16 protein-coding genes are annotated in these 22,401 nt (G+C 62.6%); 4 read left to right on the forward strand and 12 right to left on the reverse strand.

Annotated features, from left to right (window positions below; genetic code table 11):
• The first annotated feature begins 89 nt into the window (after positions 1-89).
• Entirely contained in the window at positions 90-3,044 is a 2,955-nt protein-coding gene (locus ABIE40_RS05710; protein ID WP_199626635.1) for a bifunctional [glutamine synthetase] adenylyltransferase/[glutamine synthetase]-adenylyl-L-tyrosine phosphorylase, read from the forward strand.
• On the opposite strand, the gene ABIE40_RS05715 is transcribed toward ABIE40_RS05710, so the two are convergent.
• Together ABIE40_RS05715 and pepN are read right to left on the reverse strand one after the other, a co-directional pair.
• Positions 3,041-5,359, reverse strand: a complete 2,319-nt coding sequence (locus tag ABIE40_RS05715) for a PAS domain-containing sensor histidine kinase (RefSeq protein WP_199626643.1) — start codon at positions 5,357-5,359, stop codon at positions 3,041-3,043. The two genes, ABIE40_RS05710 and ABIE40_RS05715, sit on opposite strands and share 4 nt — an antisense overlap.
• A 182-nt stretch (positions 5,360-5,541) precedes the next feature.
• Entirely contained in the window at positions 5,542-8,190 is a 2,649-nt protein-coding gene (gene pepN, locus ABIE40_RS05720; RefSeq protein ID WP_199626651.1) for an aminopeptidase N, read from the reverse strand.
• Between the two features lie 280 nt (positions 8,191-8,470).
• Here pepN and ABIE40_RS05725 point away from each other — a divergent pair, with 280 nt between their 5' ends.
• Entirely contained in the window at positions 8,471-9,403 is a 933-nt protein-coding gene (locus ABIE40_RS05725) for a DMT family transporter (protein WP_112719645.1), read from the forward strand.
• A 209-nt stretch (positions 9,404-9,612) separates the two neighbouring features.
• Positions 9,613-10,503, forward strand: coding sequence for a hypothetical protein (locus tag ABIE40_RS05730; RefSeq protein WP_210341035.1), 891 nt, complete (start codon positions 9,613-9,615; stop codon positions 10,501-10,503).
• Here ABIE40_RS05730 and ABIE40_RS05735 read toward each other — a convergent pair.
• From ABIE40_RS05735 to ABIE40_RS05770, 8 genes are all read right to left on the reverse strand, one after another.
• Entirely contained in the window at positions 10,500-10,649 is a 150-nt protein-coding gene (locus ABIE40_RS05735; RefSeq protein WP_165402614.1) for a hypothetical protein, read from the reverse strand. The two genes, ABIE40_RS05730 and ABIE40_RS05735, sit on opposite strands and share 4 nt — an antisense overlap.
• A 41-nt stretch (positions 10,650-10,690) precedes the next feature.
• Positions 10,691-10,882, reverse strand: coding sequence for a hypothetical protein (locus tag ABIE40_RS05740; protein WP_130278633.1), 192 nt, complete (start codon positions 10,880-10,882; stop codon positions 10,691-10,693).
• A 134-nt stretch (positions 10,883-11,016) separates the two neighbouring features.
• Positions 11,017-11,901: a uracil-DNA glycosylase gene (locus ABIE40_RS05745; protein WP_199626653.1), complete on the reverse strand. Its 885-nt coding sequence runs from the start codon at positions 11,899-11,901 to the stop codon at positions 11,017-11,019.
• 57 nt (positions 11,902-11,958) lie between these two features.
• A complete protein-coding gene (locus tag ABIE40_RS05750) occupies positions 11,959-13,254 on the reverse strand; it encodes an Hsp70 family protein (protein WP_199626655.1) in 1,296 nt (431 codons plus the stop codon).
• A gap of 142 nt (positions 13,255-13,396) precedes the next feature.
• Entirely contained in the window at positions 13,397-14,278 is an 882-nt protein-coding gene (locus tag ABIE40_RS05755; protein WP_199626657.1) for a LysR family transcriptional regulator, read from the reverse strand.
• Between the two features lie 110 nt (positions 14,279-14,388).
• Positions 14,389-17,520: an efflux RND transporter permease subunit gene (locus tag ABIE40_RS05760; protein WP_112719639.1), complete on the reverse strand. Its 3,132-nt coding sequence runs from the start codon at positions 17,518-17,520 to the stop codon at positions 14,389-14,391.
• A complete protein-coding gene (locus tag ABIE40_RS05765) occupies positions 17,517-18,857 on the reverse strand; it encodes an efflux RND transporter periplasmic adaptor subunit (RefSeq protein WP_199626659.1) in 1,341 nt (446 codons plus the stop codon). Before ABIE40_RS05765 ends, ABIE40_RS05760 begins: the two co-directional genes overlap by 4 nt.
• 189 nt (positions 18,858-19,046) lie before the next feature.
• On the reverse strand, positions 19,047-19,835 hold the full coding sequence (locus ABIE40_RS05770; RefSeq protein ID WP_112719637.1) for an SDR family oxidoreductase: 789 nt from the start codon (positions 19,833-19,835) through the stop codon (positions 19,047-19,049).
• 255 nt (positions 19,836-20,090) lie between these two features.
• Between ABIE40_RS05770 and ABIE40_RS05775 the strand changes: the two genes are divergently transcribed.
• Entirely contained in the window at positions 20,091-21,755 is a 1,665-nt protein-coding gene (locus tag ABIE40_RS05775) for an electron transfer flavoprotein-ubiquinone oxidoreductase (RefSeq protein WP_199626660.1), read from the forward strand.
• Positions 21,756-21,761: 6 nt separating this feature from the next.
• On the opposite strand, the gene ABIE40_RS05780 is transcribed toward ABIE40_RS05775, so the two are convergent.
• Complete coding sequence (locus ABIE40_RS05780; RefSeq protein ID WP_199626662.1) at positions 21,762-22,136, reverse strand: type II toxin-antitoxin system VapC family toxin; 375 nt, start codon at positions 22,134-22,136, stop codon at positions 21,762-21,764.
• Positions 22,133-22,339: a type II toxin-antitoxin system VapB family antitoxin gene (locus ABIE40_RS05785; RefSeq protein ID WP_199626663.1), complete on the reverse strand. Its 207-nt coding sequence runs from the start codon at positions 22,337-22,339 to the stop codon at positions 22,133-22,135. The genes ABIE40_RS05780 and ABIE40_RS05785 overlap by 4 nt, the downstream gene beginning before the upstream one ends.
• Positions 22,340-22,401 lie beyond the last annotated feature (62 nt).

Here is a 22,401-nt window from a genome sequence, read left to right on the forward strand (position 1 = left end):
AAAGACGGTATTGGCTCCCGGCGTTTGCCGCTCTAGGTTAAGCGCATGCGAGACAACGCGAATCCGGCGCGTTGCGGCAGGGAGGCGGGATGCTGAAGAAGTCGACACATCTCTTGAAGGACGCTGGCGAGGTGGCGCTGAAGCCGCTGAACCAGGCCGAGTTGAAGCTGGCGCTGAGCGATCTCGCGGAGATCGGCCGCGAAGAGCCCGCCGTTGCCGCGATGGTGAAGTCCGGTGGGCCGCTGCTCGATTTCATCGCCGCCGCCTTCACCCTGTCTCCCTATCTGCGGGAGGTCGCCAATATCGACAATGCCGTTCTCGCCGCGGCGATCTCGGCGCCGCTGGAGCCTGAGATCGAAGGGCTGATCGAGGAGGCGCGCGCCTGCTGGAAACCTGTCGACGGCGCATTGCCGGCCGAATCCGCCGTCATGGCGAGGCTGCGGCAGATCAAGCGCAAGGTCGCCTTCCTGATCGCACTTGCCGATCTCACCAGGATTTTCGACGGCCGCCAGACGACGGGCTGGCTGAGCGCGCTCGCCGAGGCCTCGGTCGCCGCTGCGATCGACCATCTGCTGATGTCGGCGCATGAGGGCGGCAAGCTGGTCCTGAAGGATGTCTCGAAGCCCAGCGAGGGCTCCGGCCTGATCGTACTCGGCATGGGCAAGCTCGGCGCCTCCGAACTCAATTACTCCTCCGACATCGATCTGGTCGTCTTCTTCGACGAGCAGGCGGGCATCGTGCCCGATCCTGATGATGCGATCGAGATCTATCCGCGGCTGATGCGGCGGCTGGTGCGCATCCTGCAGGAACGGACCGCCGACGGCTATGTGTTCCGCACCGATCTTCGCCTGCGTCCCGATCCCGGCTCGACGCCACTGGCGATCTCGGTCGATGCAGCGATGATCTATTACGAGGGCAGGGGGCAGAACTGGGAGCGGGCGGCCTTCATCAAGGCGAAGCCGGTTGCCGGCGATCTCGCTGCTGGTGAGGATTTCCTGCGCGGTCTCGTGCCCTTCGTCTTCCGCAAATATCTCGACTATGCGGCGATCGCCGATATCCATTCGATCAAGCGGCAGATCCACGCCCATAAGGGGCACGGGGCGATCGCGGTGAAGGGGCACAACGTCAAACTCGGCCGCGGCGGTATCCGCGAGATCGAGTTCTTCGCGCAGACGCAGCAGCTGATCGCCGGGGGGCGTATGCCCGTGCTGCGCAGCCGCGGCACCGAGGAGACGCTCGCCGAGCTCACCAAGGCGAAATGGATCGATGCGGAAACCCGCGACGAACTGACGGATGCCTACTGGTTCCTGCGCGATGTCGAGCACCGCATCCAGATGGTGCGTGACGAGCAGACGCATCTGTTGCCGGAAACGGAAGCCGATCTGAAACGCATCGCTTTCATGATGGGCTTCAGCGATACGCCGAGCTTCTCCGAGAAGCTGGTGGAGGTGCTCAGGACGGTGGAGCGGCGCTATGCGCGGTTGTTCGAGCAGGAAAACAAGCTTTCGACCGATACCGGCAATCTTGTCTTCACCGGCCAGAACGACGACCCTGATACGCTGGAGACGCTGAAACGTCTCGGCTTCGAGCGCCCGTCGGACATTTCCCGCATCATCCGCACCTGGCACTACGGCCGCTACCGCGCCACGCAATCCGTCGAGGCGCGCGAGCGGCTGACCGAACTGACGCCGGAGCTCTTGCGTGTCTTCGGCGAGAGCAAGCGGGCCGATGAGGCGCTGCTGCGCTTCGACAGCTTCATTTCCGGCCTGCCATCCGGGATCCAGCTGTTCTCGCTGCTCGGCAGCAATCCCGCATTGTTGTCGCTGATCGTCAACATCATGTCCTCGGCGCCGAAACTGGCGGAGGTCATTGCCGCCAAGCCGCATGTCTTCGACGGCATGCTCGATCCCGGCCTGATGGCGGAACTGCCGACGCGCGACTATCTCGGCGAGCGTCTCAAGGCATCGCTGGTGCAGGCCCGCTACTACGAGGAACTGCTGGACCGGCTGCGCATCTTCGCCGCCGAGCAGCGTTTCCTGATCGGCATCCGGCTGCTGACCGGGGCGATCAACGGCGCCATGGCGGCGCGGGCCTTTACCGATCTTGCCGATCTGATCATCGAGGCGGCGCTGGACGGCGTGCTGAAGGAGATCGAGGCGGCGCATGGCCGTTTCCCGGGCGGCAGGGTTGCCGTTGCCGGCATGGGTAAGCTCGGCAGTTTCGAGCTGACGGCTGGCTCGGATATCGATCTCATCCTGCTCTACGATTACGACGATACGGCTGCCGAATCCGACGGCGAGAAGCCGCTCGATGCGCTGCGCTATTTCACCCGTATCACCCAGCGCCTGATCGCCGCTTTCTCGGCGCCGACGGCGGAAGGCATTCTCTACGAAGTCGACATGCGGCTTCGCCCTTCCGGCAACAAGGGGCCGGTGGCGACGCGCATCAATTCCTTCGAGAAGTATCAGCGTGAGGAAGCCTGGACCTGGGAGCATATGGCGCTCAGCCGCGCCCGGCTGATCTGCGGCGATGCGAGCTTAACGGAAGCTGCCGAGCGGATCATTTCCGATGTCCTGTCTGCCAAGCGCGATATCGCCAAGGTCGCCCGCGATGTCGCCGAGATGCGCAATCTGATCGACAACGAGAAGGCGCCGGAGAGCGGCTGGGATCTGAAGCTGATCGCGGGCGGTGTTATCGATATCGAGTTCATCGCTCAGTATCTGGCGCTGGTGGCGCCGGCCAAGGCTTCGGTGGTCAAGGTCAACGGGTTGAATACCGGCGAGGCGCTGAAGGCGCTCGGCGGCAAGCTGATGGCGCCTGCCGATCTCGACACCTGCCTCGAGGCATTCAATCTCTATACGGAGCTGTCGCAGCTGATCCGGCTCTGCATCGATGGTCTGTTCGATCCGAAGGAGGCGCCGTCTGGCCTCGTCGAGCTCGTCTGCCGCGCCGGCGATTGCCCTGACATCAAGACGCTGGAAGGCGAAGTGAAACGGCTGTCGAAGGCTGTGCGGAAGATCTTTCAGGTAACCGTTAAAGCTTAGCGGGCAGCATCCGGGATGCGGAAGGTGACGGCGGTGCCGACGCCTTCGCGGGAGCGGATGCGCATGTTGCCGCCATGCAGCGAGGTGAGCGAGCGCGAGATTGCCAGGCCAAGACCCGAGCCGCCCTTGCTCTTGGCATACTGGCTCTGGACCTGCTCGAAAGGCTGGCCGATCTTGGTCAGCGCCTTGCGCGGGATGCCGATGCCGGTATCGGCGATGGTGACGATCAGGCCCTTGGCGTCGCGGCGGGTGCGAAGCGCGATGCGGCCGCCGTCATTGGTGAACTTCACGGCATTGGAGAGCAGGTTGAGCAGGATCTGCTTCATGGCGCGGCGGTCAGCGGTCAGCGTCATGCCCTCGCAGAGGCGCTGCTCGATGACGATGTTCTTCTCGGCAGCCGGAATGGCGGTGAAGCGCAGGCTCTCTTCGATGAGCGGGGCGAGATCGACGGTCTCGCGGTGCAGCTTCATGTGGCCGGCTTCGATCTTCGACATGTCGAGAATGTCGGTGATGACGTTGAGCAGGTGCTGGCCGCTGTCGTGGATATCGCGGGCATATTCGTCGTATTTCAGCGAGCCGAGCGGGCCGAACATTTGGTTCTGCAGGATTTCCGAGAAGCCGAGGATGGCGTTGAGCGGCGTGCGCAGCTCATGCGACATGTTGGCGAGGAATTCCGACTTCGCCTTGTTGGCGGCTTCGGCGCGTTCCTTCTCGACGAGGTAATTGGCGTTGGCGACCGACAGCTCGGCCTTCTGGTGTTCGAGCGTCTGGCGCGATGCTTTGAGGTCGCCGATGGTTGCGACGTGGCGGCGCTCGGAGTCGCGCAGGCGCTCCTGGTTGCGCTTCAGAAGGGTGATGTCGGTGCCGACCGAGACCATGCCGCCGTCGCGGGTGCGGCGCTCGTTGATCTGCAGCCAGCGCTCGTCGGCGAGCTGCACTTCGGCGGTGCGCGAGTGGCCGGCGCCGTTCGGATCGACCATGCGGCGCTCGATGACCGGGCGGGCGGCCGCGGCATTGACGACGCTGCGCTCTGTGCCGGGAACCAGCACGCTGTCAGGAAGGCCGTAAGCCTGCTGGAAGTGGGCGTTGCACATGACCAGGCGGTCGTTCTTGTCCCAGAGGACGAATGCCTCGGAGGTGCACTCGATCGCGTCTGCGAGACGCTGGTCGGCTTCGGCATAGCGCTGAGCCAGCCGGTGCTGCTCAGTGACGTCCATGGCGATGCCGATCATGTGCATGCGGCCGGAATTGCTGCGGATCATCTGGGCGCGGGCGCGCATCCAGACATAGTGACCGGCGGCATGGCGCATGCGGAAGATCTGGTCGACCTGGCCGGAGGTCCCCTTGGCGATCGAGCGGGCGATCTCGTGCAGGCCGCCATCTTCGGGATGCATCAGGCGGGCAGCCTCGTTGAAGGACATGGTCTTGTCGGAAGCGGGCAGGCCGAGCATGTCGTACATCGACCGCGACCAGAAGAATTCACGGTTTTCGAAATCGAAATCCCAGAGGCCGCAACGGCCGCGCGACAGTGCGGTTTCGACGCGCTGGTTGGATTCGACGAAAATGTCGTCGGCATCACGGGCGCGGCGGACCTGCATGTAATAGGCATAGAGAATGACGAGCAGGATCGAGGAAATACCGGCAAACAGCGTGACGTTGAGCGTCAGCTCCTCGCGCCAGAGCTTGCCGATCTGATCGAGCGAGGTGGCGGCGACGATATAGCCGCCCGCACCGCCGACGAGGCTGATCTCGGCATAATGGGGATCGCCGCTGATCGTCGTTTCGATGACGCCGGCGCGGTCTCCGAAGCGGCGGATGGCGGAGACTTCGGGGAAGAAGTCGGCGACGTTGGAGCCGACATAGGAGACGCCCGCAGCCGATGCGGCAAAGACCTTGCCGCTCGCCTGGACGAGGAGAATGAACGAGCCACTGTCGAGCCGGTCCTGCGGCAAAAACTTCGAAAGGCGGGCCTGCGCCTCGGCGGCGTTGCCGGCCTCGAAGAGCTGACCGGCATCGGTGAAGACGGCGGCCGCCGCAGCAGCCGAGAGCGACGTTGCGTGGCGGGCGGCTGCGCCCATCCGCGAATATTCCGACATCATCCCGAAGATGTGCGAGGCGGCAACGACGGAGAGAAAGGCGATGATCAGCGCCGGGATGGCGCGCTTGAGGATGGTTTCGACCTGTGGAAGACGCGGAGCGCCGGAACGGCTGACGGCCGGCCGGCTGCTCTGAGTGGCCCGAGACCAACCCCGCAACGCCCCGAAATCAACACGCAGCCGTCCCTCGGCCGCAGTTGCCCGCCGCACGTTCATCATCGCTATAACCTTGATCCCTCGTGTGATTCGCAGCGCCGCCGCTCGAACCTGACCCAATGAATCACTCCTGATTCGCCGTGTCCAGAGGCAAAGGTAAAAATCTGTTAACTATTTATAAGTGCTGATTTTTTGGGGATTCCGAAAAGGCTCCGCCGATAGCGGCGAAGCCTTTCGCTTGCAAATCACCCCTTGAGCGTACGCTCGACGATGTCGCGCACGTCGGTCGAAAGACCGGGCGCCCGTTCGATTTCCATCAGGGCCGCGCGGGCGAAATCCGCACGCGCCGGCTCCAGGGAGCGCCACGACCGCATCGATGTCAGGATACGGGCGGCGAGCTGCGGGTTGCGCTGGTCGATGTCGAGGATCTCGCGGGCCAGGAAGCGGTAGCCTTCGCCATCGGCGCGGCCGAAGCCGGTCGGGTTGGTGAAGGCGAAGGTGCCGATCAGCGAGCGCACGCGGTTCGGATTGGTGCGCTTGAAGAGAGGGCTGTCCATCAGCTTCTTGACGCGGTCGAGCGTGCCGGCACCCGGGATCGTTGCCTGCACCGAGAACCACTTGTCGACGACGAGGGCGTTTTCGGAGAAGCGGTCGCGGAAGGCGGTCAGCGCGCTGATCGCTTCGGCGCTGTCGGGGAAGCGGTGCGCCAGCAGCGTCAGAGCATGCAGAAGCTCGGTCATGTTGTTGGCGGCGTCGAAGGCGGCCTTGGCACGAACCGGCGTGTTCTCCGCATAGGAGAGATAGGTGAGGGCGGCGTTGCGCAGCGCGCGGCGGCCGGCGCTCTTGGCATCCGGGCTGAAGGCGCCCGGTGTCGTCATCGTTTCGAACAGCGTGGCGAAGATGGCAGCACCCTGATCGGCGATCTGCTTCATCACCGCCTGGCGGCCGGCATGGATCGCGTCGGGATCATTGTTGCCGCCGAGTTCGCGGGCGATATCGGCTTCGCTCGGAAGCGCCAGCGCCTGGGCGCGGAAGGCGGGCTCCAGCGCGTCGTCGGAGGCGGCTGCAAGCAGCGTGTCGACGAAGGTCTGTTCGCAGGCGACCGCCTTGCCGTCACGCGCATCGCGGGCGGCCTTGAGAAGGTTCGGCAGCGCCAGATCGGTCAGCGCCTGCCAGCGGGCGAAATGATCGGTCTCGTGGCGGGCAAGCAGCGCGAGATCGGCCGGTGCCTGATCGAAATGCAGGTTGATCGGCGCCGAGAAGCTGCGGTTGATCGAGACGACGGGGCGCGAGGCAATGCCGTGGAAGACGGCGGTCTGCGTGCGGCCGGTCAGATGCAGGACCTCATCGGCATATTCCGCGCCTTCGACCGACTTCGGCTTGATTGCCTTGCCGCTTTCGGCAAACAGCGCCAGGCTGAGCGGGATATGCATCGGCTTCTTGTCCGCCTGGCCGGGTGTGGCCGGAACCATCTGCTCGAGCTGCAGCGTGAAGGTCTTGGCCTTGGCGTCATAGGTGCCGGAAGCGGTGACCAGCGGCGTGCCGGCCTGATGATACCAGAGCGAGAACTGCGAGAGATCGCGGCCGCTGGCTTCCTCGAAGCACTTGACGAAATCCTCGATCGTGACGGCCTGGCCATCATGGCGATCGAAATAGAGATCCATGCCCTTCTTGAAGGCCTTCTTGCCGAGCAGCGTCGCGATCATACGCGTCACTTCGCTGCCCTTCTCATAGACCGTCGTCGTATAGAAGTTGTTGATTTCGCGATACTTTGTCGGGCGCACCGGATGGGCGAGCGGGCCGCCATCCTCCGGGAACTGCTCGGACTTCAGATGACGGACTTCGGCAATGCGCTTGACCGGGCGCGAGCGCTGATCCGACGAGAACTCGTGGTCGCGATAAACCGTCAGGCCTTCCTTCAGGCAGAGCTGGAACCAGTCGCGGCAGGTGATGCGGTTGCCGGTCCAGTTGTGGAAATATTCATGCGCGATGATCGCCTCGATATTGGCGTAGTCGGCATCGGTCGCGGTTTCCGGGTCGGCAAGGACGTATTTGTCGTTGAAGACGTTGAGGCCCTTGTTCTCCATCGCGCCCATGTTGAAGTCGGAGACGGCGACGACCATGAAGATGTCGAGGTCGTATTCGCGGCCGAAGACCTCTTCGTCCCACTTCATCGAGCGCTTCAGGGCGTCCATGGCGTAGGCAGCGCGGGGCTCCTTGCCGTGCTCAACATAGATCTTCAGCGCCACTTCGCGGCCGCTCATCGTCGTGAACGTATCTTCGATGACGCCGAGGTCGCCGGCGACCAGCGCAAAGAGGTAGCTCGGCTTCGGATGCGGATCGAACCAGGCGGCGAAATGCTTGCCTTCGCCGTAACCGGCGCCGCCGAGGAAGTTGCCGTTGGAGAGCAGCAGCGGGTTCTGCGCCTTGTCGGCGATGATGTTGACCGTATAGGGCGCCAGAACGTCAGGGCGGTCGGGGAAATAGGTGATACGGCGGAAGCCCTCGGCCTCGCACTGCGTGCAGTAGATGCCGCCGGTGCGGTAGAGGCCCATCAGCTGGGTATTCTCGGAAGGATTGATGATCGTGGTGATCGTCAGTTCGAACGGTTCGCTCGCAGGGAGATCGCGGACCGTCAGACTGTCGGCCGTTGCGGTATATTGCTCCGCCGGCATTTCCATCTGATCGAACAGCAGGCTGGACAGGGAAAGCTCGTCGCCATCGAGGATCAGCGGCGTCTTCGGATCGACGCCTTCGCGGCGATGGAAGATCAGCCGCGCCTCGACCTTCGTTTCCGTCGGGTCAAGCTCGAAGGTCAGGTCCACGCGCTCAAGGACGAAATCGGTGGGCCGGTAGTCTGCCAGATTAATGACCTGGCCTGTGTCTGTACGCATAAGTGTTCCCTGAAGACCTTTATCGATATGACCGAGACAGGGACGGAATCCCCGCCGTAAATTTTGGGGGCGATGATTACATTAAAGTCTGAACTAAACTTAAAGCAAAGACCATTGATCTTTCTTTTCCGCATGGCGTGCGGACTTTTCCTGGCACGTCCGCAAAATTCGCTTTTCTTCGGAAATTTTTCCCAACGCCTGATCTCTTTGGTTACGATGGTGCCGCACTTCGATGTGCCGCCGAGTCGGCGGCCCCTCCCGCAAGCGAGCATTGGAAGACATGGAATCGGTACTGAGAAACCCGATGAGGGGGATCCTGATGAAGGTCTCGTCGGTGGTCGTGTTCCTGGGCATGCAGACCTTCATCAAGCTTGCGGGAACTGACGTCGCTCCGGGGCAGGTCACGTTCTACCGTTCCTTCTTCGCGCTCTTTCCGATCATGGCCTATCTTGCATATCGCGGGCAGCTGAAGGCGGCCTTTTACACCGCCAATCCTATCGGCCATGTGAAGCGCGGTACGATCGGCATCGTTTCGATGGGTTTCGGCTTTTACGGCCTGATGCATCTGCCGCTGCCCGAGGCGATCGCGCTTGGATATGCGACGCCGCTGATCGCCGTCATCTTCGCGGCCGTCTTCCTGCGCGAGCGCGTGCGGCTCTACCGCTGGAGCGCGGTGTTCTTCGGCATCGTCGGTGTGGCGATCGTCTCCTGGCCGAAGCTGACGCTGTTTCGCGCCGGCGGCATCGAGGCCGAGCAGGCTCTCGGCGCCATCTGCGTGCTGATGTCGGCAGTGCTGGCCGGCATGGCGATGATCCAGGTGCGCAAACTGGTGGAAGAGGAGAGGACGGCGACGATCGTACTCTACTTCTCGATGATCGCTTCGCTCTGCTCGCTGCTGACGCTGCCTTTCGGCTGGTATTCGCTCGATCTGGAAACGACGCTCTATCTCATCGTCGCCGGTTTTTGCGGCGGGGTGGCGCAGATCCTGCTGACTGAGAGCTATCGCCATGCCGATGTCTCCACCGTTGCGCCGTTCGAATACACATCGATCCTGCTTGGTGGCGTAATCGGCTATGTCGTCTTCGGCGATGTGCCAGGTGGGCACATGATGGTCGGTACGGCGATCGTCGTTGCCGCCGGCATCTACATCATCCACCGCGAGCACCAGCTCGGTCTGGAACGGCGCAACGCCCAGCGCGCCGGCGGTGGCTAGGCTTTCCGGTTGTTTTAGCTGTCGATTCGCGCTTTTGGCGGGAATGTACTGGCGAAATCTTGGGATACACATGACCCGCTGAATATGGTTGATGAAACTGACGAAGTTTCATTTATTCAAAGCCTTGCATATGCGAATGGCCACTGACGCCGGACGGAAATGTCCCTGAAGTGGTAGCTCCGGAAGCTGGCTTGCGAGCGGGGGCGCTTATGGCATTTTCGGCGGACGAACTGGCTCAGCATCCGAACTTCCTCGCCGCTATCCGCCTGCTCGCAGGCAACATGCGCGGCATGTTCGACGCTGCCCCGCGCCTGGCGCGGCTGCTTGCCTCCCACCAGCGCTGGCTTCTGACGCAGACGGCCTACGGCCTGAGCCTGCGGCATGACCCCTCCGACCCGTCATCCGGCTTTACCGCCGTGGCGCTGACGGGGTGCATCACCGAGCACAGGGTCGCCAGCCGCAACACCGTTCTCAATTTCATCGAAGAGCTGATCACCTACCGCTTCATCGCCCATACGCCGGGCGAAGAGCGCCGCCGTCCGCGGCATTTCGAGCCTGCCGATGTCAGTCATCAGGCGATGGCGGGGTGGTTCCTCTCGAACCTTGCGGCACTCGATGTTCTTGATGGCGGCAACCGCGCTGCCTGTTTCCAGGCGAACCCGGAGCTGATCCGCATCGCCCAGCCGATGGTTGCCGAAAACTGCCTGAAGGATTCCCGCTGGCGCGAGCCGCCGGAGCAGGTGGCACTCTTCATGTGGACCGAAGCCGGCGGCCTCGTCGTCGATCACCTTGTTTCGAAGATCGATCTGGAGACCTGCGAAGGCGAGCGCTATGACGCCGGCCGTATCGAGACGCGCAATCTGGCGGGCGATTTCATGATGTCGCGCACGCATCTGCAACGGCTGTTCGCCAAGGCGGTGCAAACGGGATGCCTCGGCTGGTACGACGAGCCGAAGAAGACGCAGCTTTGGATTTCGGGCGCATTCCTGAGGGAATATTGCGGCTGGCAGGCGATCAAATTCGCCTATATCGACCAGGCATTCGAAGCCGCCAAGATGCAGATCGAGCGCGATCCGGTCAGGTTCGCGGTCTGCGCTTAGAGCGCGATCGCGGCGACGTCGGTCGCCTTGCGGTCCGTCTGCGTCGAGCAAAGTTCGCGCTCATATTCCTTCGCAGCACAGACGGCGGCGCGGATATGCTCGATCGTTTCGATATTGCGCAGAAGCGAGATGATGACGGCAGACATGCTTTACTCCATCCGCGCGCCCGGCTGGGCGGCGCGGTTACTCAATATTCCTGGAAATCGGCGAAGATCGCGGCCGGACGCGTCGTGCGGCCCGTGATGCCGGTACCGCGGGCGATCATCTGTTCGTTGGTCGCGAAGCCGAGACGGCTGTAGCCTTGCGTCGTGCGTACCGCATCGCTCGCGAGGCGGAGGGTTTCAAACCCGCAGTGTATAGGACGAAAACGTGTGTTCATTGCCTTGGTTCCTGTCAGATTCCTCCCAAGACACGAGTATATATTGCAGCGCAGCATCGATTCTGCAATGCACCTAAATGAGACGCAGCCATGCATAAAGTGCATGGGTCGTTTCATAAAATCTTTAAGATTGGCTATTTTGTAATCAGATCGAGATCGCGCAGCTTTTGCTGAAACGCTAAAAGATCGTTCCAGGCCAAGCGCTTATTGACCGGCGCGGTCAACAGATCCTGCGGATGCAATGTGGCGATTGCCGGGATCGTAAGCCCGCCGGCGCCGATTTCCTTCCACTGGCCGCGCAGGCCGTGGATCGTATCCGTCTCCCCGAAAAACACGCGCGCGGCGAAATTTCCAAACAGCAGGATGGCTTTCGGCTCCGCGAGCGCGATCTGCCGCTCGATGAAGGGACGGCAGATATCCATCTCGGCGGGCGACGGCACGCGGTTGCCCGGTGGGCGCCAGGGAATGACCTGCGTCAGCAGGATGCCGGAACGGTCGAGGCCGATCGCAGCCAGCATCTTGTCGAGAAGGGCGCCCGGGCGTCCCGCAAAGGGTTGCCCCTCGCGGTCGTCTTCGGCGCTCGGCGCCGAGCCGATCACCATGATGCCGCTCGCCGCATCGCCCGTCGCAAAGATCGTCGAGCGGGCGCTGTGTTTCAGATTGCAGCCGTTGAAGGCTTCGAGCGCGGTCTTCAATTCCGCAAGCGAGCGAGCGCTCTCGGCGGCAAAGCGCGCCTGCTGGACGGCTTCGCCATCGGGAATGGCCGGTTGCGGCCGCGCCGCCGGAGCGCTGGCGGCAGCCGGTGCCTGACGCTGATGCGCCGTGGCGCGGCTCTGCTGCTGCGTGTTTTGTTGCGGAGCCTGCTGAGGTGCCGCCGCGCGGCGCGCCGCCTTCATCGCCTCGAATTCGGCAAAGCGGTCGACCGCCTCTTCCTCCAGCAGCCACTCGACGCCCGCATCTGCATGGAAATGCAAAAGCGCGGCAAGTTCGGCCGGGGAGAGGTCGTTGGCGGAGATCATGCGGCAACCTTAACGGACGAGCGGCGGCAATGAAAGTGCAGCCGCCCGCCTAAGCGGCTATTGCACAGTCCATTGCGCGATGTCGTCGCGCTCGCCGATCAGCGCCAGGCCGTGGGCGATGGACAGTAGTTCGCCGCCGGTCTCGATCTTGTCCTGGTCGAAGCGCTCGGTGAAGATGCGGCGCACGGCGGGCACGAAGGACGTGCCGCCGGTGAGAAACACCTTGTCGATGCCATCGGCGCGCGTCTGCGTCTTTTCCAGCACCTCGTCGAGCGCGCCTTCGATGCGGGCGAGGTCTTCGCCGATCCAGCCTTCGAAATCGCTGCGCTTGATCGTGCGGTGACCGCTGCGGCCGAGCGGGCCGAAGTCGAATGCCGCTTCCTCGTTTGCCGAGAGCGCCATCTTGGTGGCAGAGACCGCCTGATAGAGCGGGTAGCCCTCGTCGTGATCGACGAGATCGACGAAGAGCTCGAGCTTTTCCGGCTCGAGGGCAGTGCGCACCAGCTTCCTCAGGTCCTCGAACTCGCGCGAGGTCTTGAAGATCGACAGCTGGTTCCAGCGGCCGAAGCTCGAATAGTAGTTCGACGGCACCTCAAGGATCTTGTCGAAGCTCTTGAAATGACTCCCCTTGCCGATCTGCGGCGCGACGACATTGTCGATCATCCGGTAGTCGAAATGATCACCGGCGATGCCGACCCCCGCATGGCCGATCGGCTTTGCCGTCAGCTTGCCGGCGACGGTCTCGAAGCGGATCAGCGAGTAGTCGGTGGTGCCGCCGCCGAAGTCGGCGACGAGAACGGTGGCATCGGCCTTCAGGTTCTGCGCGAAGTAGAAGGCGGCTGCGACCGGCTCATAGACGTAATGCACTTCCGGGAAGCCGAAGCGCGACAGCGCCTCGTTGTAGCGCTGTGTCGCGAGCGCCGGATCGGCGGTGGTGCCTGCGAAATGCACCGGGCGGCCGGTGACGATGCGGCTGACATCGGACGGCCAGTTGTCGCCGGCATAGGCGCGCAGGCGGCGGATGAAGACTTCCATCAGGTCTTCGAAGCTCTGGCGCTTGCCGAAGACGATCGTGCCCTGAAAGAGGGCGCTGGCGGCAAATGTCTTGATCGACTGCAGGAAGCGGCAATCGCCGGGATTGTCGATGAACTGGCGGATTGCCGCCGCACCCGCCTCGACCTTCAAGGCCGATGCGCCGAGCTGCGGATCCTTCATGAACGACAGCGCCGTGCGCATGCTGTCGGCAGTGCCTGCCGCGCTGGTGAAGCTCATCGAATGTGTGGCATTGGCGCCATCCGCCATTGCCAGAACCGTATTGGTCGTGCCGAAATCAAGCCCGAGCGCCCGTGCCATGGCCGTGCTCCTTAAATCAGTAAAAATGCTTTGAACCGGGAAGAGATGACCCGGATGTGACAAAGGGCGGCAAATGCGCGCCCGCGAATTTTTGAGAGGGCGGGTGATCGCACAGGACGGAGGCGAAAGCAACCCGCTGGGATCAGTCGCCGCGGGTCTCCGCCGACATCTCCTGCAGCCAGCGCCGGAAGTTCTCCATCGCCAGGGTCACCGGCCGCGACTTCAGCCGCGTCAGCCAGTAGCTGCCCTTGGAAATATAGATGGGGAAGGGCTGCTCGATCTCACCGGATGCCAGTTGGCGCGAGAACATCAGTGGCGGGGCGAGGGCAATGCCCGCACCCTGCATCGCCGCCTCGACCATCAGCACCGAGGAATCGAAGACCATGCCGAGGATCGGTGGTGCCGAGAGCCCGGCCTCCTCAAACCAGCTCGGCCACTCGTCGGAGCGGTAGGAGCGCAGCAGCGTCTGGCCCGCGACATCCTCCGGCGTCTTCAGCTGCCGGGCGATCGGTGGGATGCAGAGGACGGAGAGCGGCGCCTCGAACAGCGCTTCCGCCTCGATATCGTGCCAGGCGCCGTTGCCGAAGCGGATCGTATAGTCGAGGCCCTCGGCGGCGATATCGACGCGGTTGTTATTGGTCGAGAGGCGCAGGTCGATATAGGGAAAGCGGGTGCGGAAATCGGCAAGCCGCGGCAGCAGCCAGCCGACGGCGAGCGTCCCGACCGCGCCGATCTTCAGCACTTCGCGCAGCTGGCCGCCTTCGAAGCGCTCCAGCATGTCGGCCATCCGGTCGAAGGATTCGCGCAGCACCGGCAAGAGCGCCAGCCCCTCCTCGGTGATCATCAATCCGCGCGGCAGGCGGCGGAAGAGCGTGACGCCGAGCCGTTGCTCCAGAAGCTTCACCTGATGGCTGACAGCCGCCTGTGTGACGCAGAGCTCGATCGCCGCGCGGGTGAAACTCAGATGCCGGGAAGCCGCCTCGAACGCCCGCAAGGCGTTCAGCGGCAGGTAGGGTCGAACCATGCTGTGGCCTAATTCAATTCATGTCTGACCGGAGATAGCATCGCCGGATTTGCCACAGCAAGGCTCAGACCACCAAATGAAAAGGGCGCCCTAGAGGCGCCCTTCCTGTCTTATTCGGCAGCGACTGCCCGTGCCTCGGGCTCGCCATCCTCGTTGGCCGGCGTATCGTGCTTCTTCTTGCGGCTGAACAGCCGGCCGAGCCAGTTTTCGAAGCGGCCCATCTCGACGAAGATCACCGGTGTGATGAACAGCGTCAGCGCCTGCGAGACCAGCAGGCCGCCGACAACGGCGATGCCGAGGGGCTGGCGCAGTTCCGAGCTGGCACCGGTGCCGAGCGCGATCGGCAGGGCGCCGAGCAGGGCGCAGAATGTCGTCATCATGATCGGCCGGAAACGGCGGACGCAGGCTTCGTGGATCGCCTCCGAGGCCGACATCGATGTCGACCTCAGGTTTTCCAGCGCCACGTCGATCATCATGATCGCGTTCTTCTTGACGATGCCGATCAGCATCAACAGGCCGATGAGCGCGATGATCGACAGATCGAGGCCCATGACCTTCAGCGCCAGGAGTGCGCCGAGTGCCGCCGCCGGCAGGCCGGACAGGATCGTCAGCGGATGGATGAAGCTCTCGTAGAGAACGCCAAGCACCACATAGATCGTCAGGACCGCCGCCAGGATCAGGTAAGGCGTATTGCCCTGCGACTGCTGGAAGATCTGCGCCGTGCCGCCATAGCTGGTGAACACGTCGGTCGGCATGTTGATGTCCTTCTTGATCTGATCGATCGCCGCCGTAGCGTCGCCGAGAGATTCGCCACCCGGCAGGTTGAAGGACACGGTGGTCGAGACGAGCTGGCCGGTCTGGTTGATAGTGACGGGGCCCGTCGTGCGTTCCACATGCGCGAAGTTCGACAGCGGCACGAGCGTGCCGTTGGACGAGGCGACGTTGATCTCGGCGAGCTGCTGGTCGTCCCAGGGCTTGCCGGTATCATATTCGACGATGACGTCGTAGCTGTCGCCGGTCGACTGGATTTCGGCAGCGGTATAGCTGCTGAACGCTTCCTGCAGCGTTGTGCGCAGTAGGTCGTTGTTGATGCCGAAGGCGGCAGCCTTTTCGCTGTCGATGACGATATTCGCCTGCAGCGCGTTGTTCTGGGCGTCGGTGGTCACGTCGGTGAAGCGCGGATCCTGGCGCATCGTCGTCATGATCTTGTTGGCCCAGAGGTTGGTCGTGTCGGCGCTCAGCGCCTGGACGATCAGCTGATACTGGCTGGCCGTCTGGCGACCGCCGAAACGCAGGCTCTGGTTCGGGGTGACGAAGGCCTGCAGGCCGGGGATCTTGTTCAGCGCCGTGCGCAGTTCACGCAGGGTCTGATCGAGCGGCGGGCGCTTGTCCTTGTCCTTCATCTGCACGAAGATTGTGCCGTTGTTCAGGGGCTTCTGGGCATTGCCCCCAACGGTCGACATGACGTGATCGACGGCCGGGTTGGCGCCGACGACGGCCGCGGCCTGCTTCTGCAGCGCTTCCATGGCCTGGTAGGAAATATCCTGGCGGGCCTGGGTCGAGACCTGCAGGCGGCCGATATCTTCCTGCGGGAAGAAGCTCGCGGGCAGCGTCATGAACAGATAGATGGTCAGGGCAATCGACGCAAAAAACACGCCGATAACCGTCATGTGGTGCTTCAGGCACCAACCGACGGCACGGTCGTAACCGCGCAGCGTCCGTTCGAAGCCGGCGTCGAAGAGACGCACGAAGAGCGGCGGGCGGCTGTGACCCTCGCCAAGCCGCGAGCCGAGCATCGGCGTCACCGTCAGCGAGACGATCGCCGAGGAGACGATGGCGATCGCGACCACCATGCCGAACTCGTTGAAGACGCGCCCGACGACGCCGCCCATCAACAGGATCGGGATAAAGACCGCGATCAGCGAGACCGACATCGAGATGATGGTGTAGCTGACTTCGCCGGCACCCTTGATCGCCGCCTCGCGCACCGGCATGCCGTCCTCGACATGCCGCAAGATGTTTTCGAGCATGACGATCGCGTCGTCGACCACGAGACCCACCGCGAGCGTCAGCCCGAGCAGCGAGATGTTGTCGATACTGTAGCCCAGCACATACATCATCCCGAAGGTCGAGATCAGCGACAGCGGCACGGCAAGGCCAGGAATGATCGTTGCCGTCATGTGGCCGGTGAACAGATAGATCACCAGAACGACGAGGCCGATGGTGAGGAGCAGCGTGAACTTGACGTCGGCGATAGCAGCGCGGATCGGCTGCGCGGCGTCGTTCATGATCACCGTTTTGACCGAAGGCGGAATTTCCGCATGCAGCTGCGGCAGCTTGGCGTTGATCGCATCGACGACATCGACGGTATTGGCATCGGGCTGGCGCTGGATCGCCAGGATGATGCCGCGATTGCCGTCATACCAGCTGCCGGTATTCTGGTTCTCGACACTGTCTTCCACCGTGGCGACGTCGCTCAGGTGGATTGCTGCGCCGTTCGGCGAGGCGATGACCAGCGAGCGGAACTGCTCGGCATTGGTTCGCTGCGTATTGGCGTTGATCGTCATCGTCTGCGATTTGTTTTGCAGCGTGCCGACGGGGTTCTGGTTGTTGGCGGCTGCGATCGCCTGGTTGACGGTATCGACGCCGATGCCGCGGGCCTGCAGCTTGCTGGGATCGACCTCGACGCGCACCGCATAGGTCTGCGCGCCGTAGACGGAAACTTCGGCGACGCCGGGGAGGGTGGAAAGCGACGGCGAAATGATGTCTTCGGCAATCTCGTCGAGCTTGCTGCGCGGCATCGTATCGCTCTGCACCGCCATCAGCATGATCGGCGCGTCGGCCGGGTTGGTCTTGCGGTAGCTCGGCGGGGTCGTCAGGTTGTCAGGAAGTTGGCGGGTGGCGTGGGAGATCGCCGCCTGGACGTCGGCCGCTGCCGCATCGATATCGCGGTTCAGATCGAACTGCAGGACGATGCTGGTATTGCCGAGCGAGCTCGAAGAGCTGATTTCGCTGATGCCGGGGATGGTTTCGAACTGCTTGATGAGCGGCGTGGCGACCGATGTCGCCATCGTCTGCGGCGAGGCGCCGGTCAGCTGGGCCGAAACGTTGATCGTCGGGAAGTCGACCTGGGGCAGGGCGGCGACCGGAATGAGCTGGTATCCCGCCAAGCCGGCGAGAACAACGCCGATCGCCAGAAGCGTCGTGGCGACCGGACGCTGGATGCAGAAATTCGGAATCATTCCTCAGTCCCCGCGCTAGCGTTGTCGGTTTGCTGCTGCATCGTGTCGGCGGCCGAAGCAACGTTCAGCGCCTTGTCGTCAAACTGTTCGTTGATCGCCTGCTTGTCGGTCAGCTGGCCCTGGCCCTCGATGACGACATGGTCGCCTGCCGAAAGACCGGCGGAGATCGCCGAGAAGCCGCCATTGGAGCGCGCGACGGTGACCGGCGTCAGCTGTGCCTTGCCGTCCTTGGCGACGAAAGTGAAGAAGCCGTTCGGACCGGGGCTGACGGCGACCGTCGGCACCACGACCTGCTGTTCCTTGTTCTCGAAATGCACGACGACATTGACCGACTGGCCGGGCCAGAGCGCGCCGGAGGCGTTCTCGAAGCGTGCCTTGACGACGATCGTGCCCGAAGCCTTATCAACGGTGTTGTCGTAGAAGCTGACTGCGCCCTTGCGCACCTCGCCCTTGGATGTGTCCGGCGCGGTGCTGACATCGACCGGGCCGTTGGCCAGCGCCGTTTTCAGCTCCTTGAGGTAGCGTTCCTGCAGATTGAACTGCACATAAACCGGATCGTATTTGGCGATCGTGACGATAGCCGAACCGGCATTGAGGAAGGCGCCGTTGCTGATTGCGACGTCGCCGAGGCGGCCGTCGAAGGGGGCGCGGATTTCGGTATGGTCGAGTGTCACCTGGTCGGCGGCGAGTGCGGCCTTGTCGGCCTCGACAGTTGCGGCCGCGCTGTCGCGGGTCGCCTTCGCCTGGTCGGCGCTTTCCTGGGTGCCGGCCTTCTGGTTGGCAAGGTCCTGGGCGCGGTTGTAGGCGATATCGGCACCGTTGAGGGTCGCCTGATCGCGTACGATCATCGCCTTATCCTTGTCGACGGCGGCCTTGGCCGACTTGTCGTCGAGCTTGGCGATCAGGTCGCCCGCCTTGACGGTCGCGCCGTCCTGGACGTTGATGTTGACGATCTGGCCCTGTTCCTGGGCAGCGATCGTCGTGTTGTCGTCAGCGACGGCCCAGCCCGAGGCGGTCACGTCGATCGGCAACGCCGTCTGGGCTGCTGCCACGGTCTTGACCACGGTCGGGCCATTTGTGCCGCGGCGATGTCCGCCACCGCCGCCCGACTTGTTGCCGGATTGACCGTCAGCCTGGCCGGCCGTCTGGCCGTCTGCCGCAGCCTGCTGGTCGCCGCCTGCAGCACTGCCGTCTCCCTTGCCGCCGCCATGGGCGGGCTGTTTGATCAGTTTCGAAAGATAGGGAATCTGCTGTGCATAGGGAATGCGATTGCCGAACTGCCAGAGGCCGACTGCGGCAATTGCAACGACGCTGACTGTGATCCAGAATTTCTTCATGAGCGAGACCGGTTTTAAACAGAATGGGGCGAATTCTATGCTCTAACTGAGCCGCTTATTTTGCGGCGCAAAAAAGACATTATTCGCCGCTTACGATCACTAAGCGTTTATAACAGCTTAAATTTTCGTAATGAACATTCCGTAATATTAGTCTGTGACTAATATATACTGGGCCGCTACATCAGTCGACTACACTGAGCGGGCCGCTCCACCATCACAACGGATCAATGACCCCGTGATGTAACTTGCTGGTTCGCTGCACAAAAACGCCGCCGTCGCCGCAAACTCATCGACCTTCCCGTAGCGCCCAACTGGAATGCGCGCTTCCTTTTCCGAGCGGATTTCGTCCATCTTTTTGCCGGTGCGTCTTGCTGCCGCACCATCGAGTTCGTCCAAGCGGCCGGTCAGAATACTGCCCGGCAGGAGCAGGTTGGTGGTGACGCCATGGCTGGCGATCTCGGAAGCCAGCGTCTTGCTCCAGCCGGCAAGGGCAGGGCGCAGCGTATTGGAGAGCGCCAGGTTGGCGATCGGCTCGATGACCCCGGAGGAGGCGACCGTCAGGATGCGGCCCCAGCCCTGCTGTTTCATGCCGGGAAGCAACGCGTTGGTCAGCGTGATGACCCGCAGCACCATCGAGAAGAAATAGGTCTCGAGCTTCTCGGCACTCATCTCCTCGGTCGTGCCGGGCGTCGGGCCACCGGTATTGTTGACGAGGATATCGAGGCCACCGAACTTTTCCTTGACCGCAGCCGTCACCGTCGCGACGAAATTCTCGTCGCCGAGATCGGCCCAGATCCAGTCGGCCTTGCCGTTGCCCTCGGCATTGATCGCCTTGCAATTGGCTTCCAGCTGCTCGCCGCTGCGCCCGCAGAGCAGCACGTTTGCGCCTTCGCGCGCCAAAGCCACCGCGATCCCCTGGCCGAGGCCGCGGGATGAAGCCAGAACGAGTGCGCGTTTGCCCTTGATGCCGAGATCCATGATGTCCTCCAATTCTATGCTTCTGTATAAGGCCCGCGACGGCGGAAAGAAAAGCGCCGCCTGCATCAAATCTGCTGCCGTATAATTGACGTGAACGTAAACGTTAAATAGGTTTATGAGCACAGAGGAAATCATTGTGCGAATTGGAGGATTGGCTGTCGCTTCCCGGCTCGACAATGCTTTCCGGTTTTGACAAGAGATTACCCCAGATGGGGAATGTGGCCGGACGAACGGCCGAGCGGAGACCTGACTGATATGACCGAGACGACTGAGCTTCCGGAACGCGAAAGCATGGAATTCGACGTGGTGATCGTCGGCGGTGGACCGGCCGGCCTTTCGGCCGCGATCCGCCTGAAGCAGGTCAATCCGGATCTTTCGGTCGTTGTGCTGGAGAAGGGCGCCGAAGTCGGCGCGCATATTCTCTCGGGTGCCGTCGTCGATCCCATCGGTATCGACCGCCTGCTGCCGAACTGGCGCTCGGAAAGCGATCATCCCTTCAAGACCGAAGTCAATGCCGACCACTTCCTGGTGCTCGGCCCCGCTGGCTCCATCCGTCTGCCGAACGCGCTGATGCCGCCGCTGATGAACAATCACGGCAATTACATCGTCTCGCTCGGCAACGTCTGTCGCTGGCTGGCGGGCCACGCCGAAGCGCTCGGTGTCGAGATCTATCCGGGCTTTGCCGCCACCGAAGTGCTTTATAACGACGAGGGCGCCGTCATCGGCGTCGCGACCGGCGACATGGGCATCGAGAAGAACGGCGAGCCCGGCCCGAACTTTACCCGCGGCATGGAGCTGATGGGCAAATACGTGCTGATCGGCGAAGGCGTGCGCGGCTCGCTCGCCAAGCAGCTCATTGCCAAGTTCGATCTGCAGAAGGATCGCGAGCCGCAGAAATTTGGCATCGGCATCAAGGAACTCTGGCAGGTCAAGCCCGAGAACCACAAGCAAGGTCTCGTGCAGCACTCCTTCGGCTGGCCGCTCGGCATGGCGGCGGGTGGCGGCTCGTTCCTCTATCACCTCGAAGACAACATGGTCGCCGTCGGCTTCGTCGTGCACCTGAACTACAAGAACCCCTATCTCTATCCCTTCGAGGAATTCCAGCGCTTCAAGACCCATCCGGCGATCCGCGGCACCTTCGAGGGCGGCAAGCGGCTGTCCTACGGTGCCCGCGCCATCACCGAGGGCGGCTACCAGTCGGTGCCGAAGCTGACCTTCCCGGGCGGCGCGCTGATCGGCTGCTCGGCCGGTTTCGTCAACGTTCCCCGCATCAAAGGCAGCCACAACGCCGTGCTGTCGGGCATGCTCGCCGCCGAGAAGATCGCCGATGCGATCGCCGCCGGCCGCGCCAATGACGAAGTCGCCGAGATCGAGAACGAATGGCGCAAGACCGCCATCGGCAAGGACCTGAAGAGGGTCCGCAACGTCAAGCCGCTCTGGTCGAAGTTCGGCACACTTGTGGGCATCGGTCTCGGCGGTCTCGACATGTGGACCAATACGCTGTTCGGCTTCTCCTTCTTCGGCACGCTCGGCCACGGCAAGACCGACGCCGCCTCCCTGGAACCTGCCTCGCAGCACAAGAAGATCGAATATCCGAAGCCGGATGGCGTGCTCACCTTTGACCGCCTCTCCTCGGTGTTCCTGTCGAACACCAACCACGAGGAAGACCAGCCTGTGCATCTGCAGGTGAAGGACATGGCCCTGCAGAAGTCATCCGAGCACGACATCTACGCCGGTCCCTCGACCCGCTACTGTCCGGCCGGCGTCTACGAATGGGTGGAGAAGGACGGCAAGGACACCTACGTCATCAACGCCCAGAACTGCGTCCACTGCAAGACCTGCGACATCAAGGACCCGAACCAGAACATCAACTGGGTTCCGCCCCAGGGCGGCGAGGGACCGGTTTATCCGAATATGTGAGGTGGCTTAGTGCAGGTGAAACGGCATGGCGACGCCGAGTGCGCTCGCTATCCGGTGCAGCCGCTTGTCACGAGTCCAGAGCGTGTGCCGTTGGGATAGAAGGGCCGAGGCGAGAAGATGGGCATCGATATAGCCGATGCCCGTGCCGAAGAGCTTGTTGCTACGGATCATGTGGCGAACTTCGGCGTCCTCCGCGACCGAAATGACCGGCAGGTCCGCGAGCATCGTCATGATCGCATCATATCGAGAAATATGCCCAAGCGACAATTCACCGATGACGAACGGGTGAATGATGACATTCTCCGACCGCAGTAACGCGTCCAGGTAGTCATCCGCAGCGCGAAAGTGATCGATCCAGATCGAGCTGTCGATAAGGATCATTCCGGCTCGACCGGACCAAACCGCCGTCTCGGCGGCGCCTCAATATTCGGTTCAGTGCCGCCCAGGTCGGCAAGGCGTCTTGCCGCTTCGCGTTGAACGAGCCCTTCGAGCGCCAGCCGGATGAGGGTGGGCGTCTCCGCCACGCCGGTATAGCGGCGTGCCTTCTCAAGCAGTTCATCGTCCAGCGTTATCGTGGTGCGCATTGTCGTCTCCTGATGCATCAAAAATAGCATCGGATGATGCATCATTCAATGATGCAGTCCCA

This window comes from Rhizobium sp. OAE497 (genome assembly GCF_040546565.1).
Classification (GTDB): Bacteria; Pseudomonadota; Alphaproteobacteria; order Rhizobiales; family Rhizobiaceae; genus Rhizobium.

Excerpts from the sequence above, each read along its gene's own strand:
- ABIE40_RS05710 (WP_199626635.1), top strand. The coding sequence starts at position 90 with ATGCTGAAGAAGTCGACACATCTCTTGAAGGACGCTGGCGAGGTGGCG.
- ABIE40_RS05715 (WP_199626643.1), bottom strand. The coding sequence starts at position 5,359 with ATGATGAACGTGCGGCGGGCAACTGCGGCCGAGGGACGGCTGCGTGTT.
- pepN (WP_199626651.1), bottom strand. The coding sequence starts at position 8,190 with ATGCGTACAGACACAGGCCAGGTCATTAATCTGGCAGACTACCGGCCC.
- ABIE40_RS05725 (WP_112719645.1), top strand. The coding sequence starts at position 8,471 with ATGGAATCGGTACTGAGAAACCCGATGAGGGGGATCCTGATGAAGGTC.
- ABIE40_RS05730 (WP_210341035.1), top strand. The coding sequence starts at position 9,613 with ATGGCATTTTCGGCGGACGAACTGGCTCAGCATCCGAACTTCCTCGCC.
- ABIE40_RS05735 (WP_165402614.1), bottom strand. The coding sequence starts at position 10,649 with ATGTCTGCCGTCATCATCTCGCTTCTGCGCAATATCGAAACGATCGAG.
- ABIE40_RS05740 (WP_130278633.1), bottom strand. The coding sequence starts at position 10,882 with ATGAACACACGTTTTCGTCCTATACACTGCGGGTTTGAAACCCTCCGC.
- ABIE40_RS05745 (WP_199626653.1), bottom strand. The coding sequence starts at position 11,901 with ATGATCTCCGCCAACGACCTCTCCCCGGCCGAACTTGCCGCGCTTTTG.
- ABIE40_RS05750 (WP_199626655.1), bottom strand. The coding sequence starts at position 13,254 with ATGGCACGGGCGCTCGGGCTTGATTTCGGCACGACCAATACGGTTCTG.
- ABIE40_RS05755 (WP_199626657.1), bottom strand. The coding sequence starts at position 14,278 with ATGGTTCGACCCTACCTGCCGCTGAACGCCTTGCGGGCGTTCGAGGCG.
- ABIE40_RS05760 (WP_112719639.1), bottom strand. The coding sequence starts at position 17,520 with ATGATTCCGAATTTCTGCATCCAGCGTCCGGTCGCCACGACGCTTCTG.
- ABIE40_RS05765 (WP_199626659.1), bottom strand. The coding sequence starts at position 18,857 with ATGAAGAAATTCTGGATCACAGTCAGCGTCGTTGCAATTGCCGCAGTC.
- ABIE40_RS05770 (WP_112719637.1), bottom strand. The coding sequence starts at position 19,835 with ATGGATCTCGGCATCAAGGGCAAACGCGCACTCGTTCTGGCTTCATCC.
- ABIE40_RS05775 (WP_199626660.1), top strand. The coding sequence starts at position 20,091 with ATGACCGAGACGACTGAGCTTCCGGAACGCGAAAGCATGGAATTCGAC.
- ABIE40_RS05780 (WP_199626662.1), bottom strand. The coding sequence starts at position 22,136 with ATGATCCTTATCGACAGCTCGATCTGGATCGATCACTTTCGCGCTGCG.
- ABIE40_RS05785 (WP_199626663.1), bottom strand. The coding sequence starts at position 22,339 with ATGCGCACCACGATAACGCTGGACGATGAACTGCTTGAGAAGGCACGC.